Origin of the sequence: Skermanella stibiiresistens SB22 (assembly GCF_000576635.1) — a bacterium.
GTDB lineage: Bacteria > Pseudomonadota > Alphaproteobacteria > Azospirillales > Azospirillaceae > Skermanella > Skermanella stibiiresistens.
In genome coordinates, this window is sequence record NZ_AVFL01000119.1 from 1 (window position 1) to 496 (window position 496).

1 rRNA gene is annotated in these 496 nt (G+C 58.3%); it reads left to right on the forward strand.

Features of this window, described 5'->3' with window-relative positions:
• A 16S ribosomal RNA gene (locus tag N825_RS35735) occupies positions 1 to 496 on the forward strand; the annotation flags it as partial.

Sequence of the window (496 nt, forward strand, 5' to 3'; positions counted from 1 at the left end):
CTGTGGTACGGAACAACTCCGGGAAACTGGAGCTAATACCGTATGTGTCCTCTGGGACAAAGATTCATCGCCATGGGATGGGCCCGCGTAGGATTAGCTAGTTGGCGGGGTAACGGCCCACCAAGGCTACGATCCTTAGCTGGTCTGAGAGGATGATCAGCCACACTGGGACTGAGACACGGCCCAGACTCCTACGGGAGGCAGCAGTGGGGAATATTGGACAATGGGCGCAAGCCTGATCCAGCAATGCCGCGTGAGTGATGAAGGCCTTCGGGTTGTAAAGCTCTTTCGCACGCGACGATGATGACGGTAGCGTGAGAAGAAGCCCCGGCTAACTTCGTGCCAGCAGCCGCGGTAATACGAAGGGGGCTAGCGTTGTTCGGAATTACTGGGCGTAAAGGGCGCGTAGGCGGTGTGTCAAGTCAGGCGTGAAAGCCCCGGGCTCAACCTGGGAACCGCGCTTGAGACTGGCACGCTAGAGTTCGGGAGAGGATGG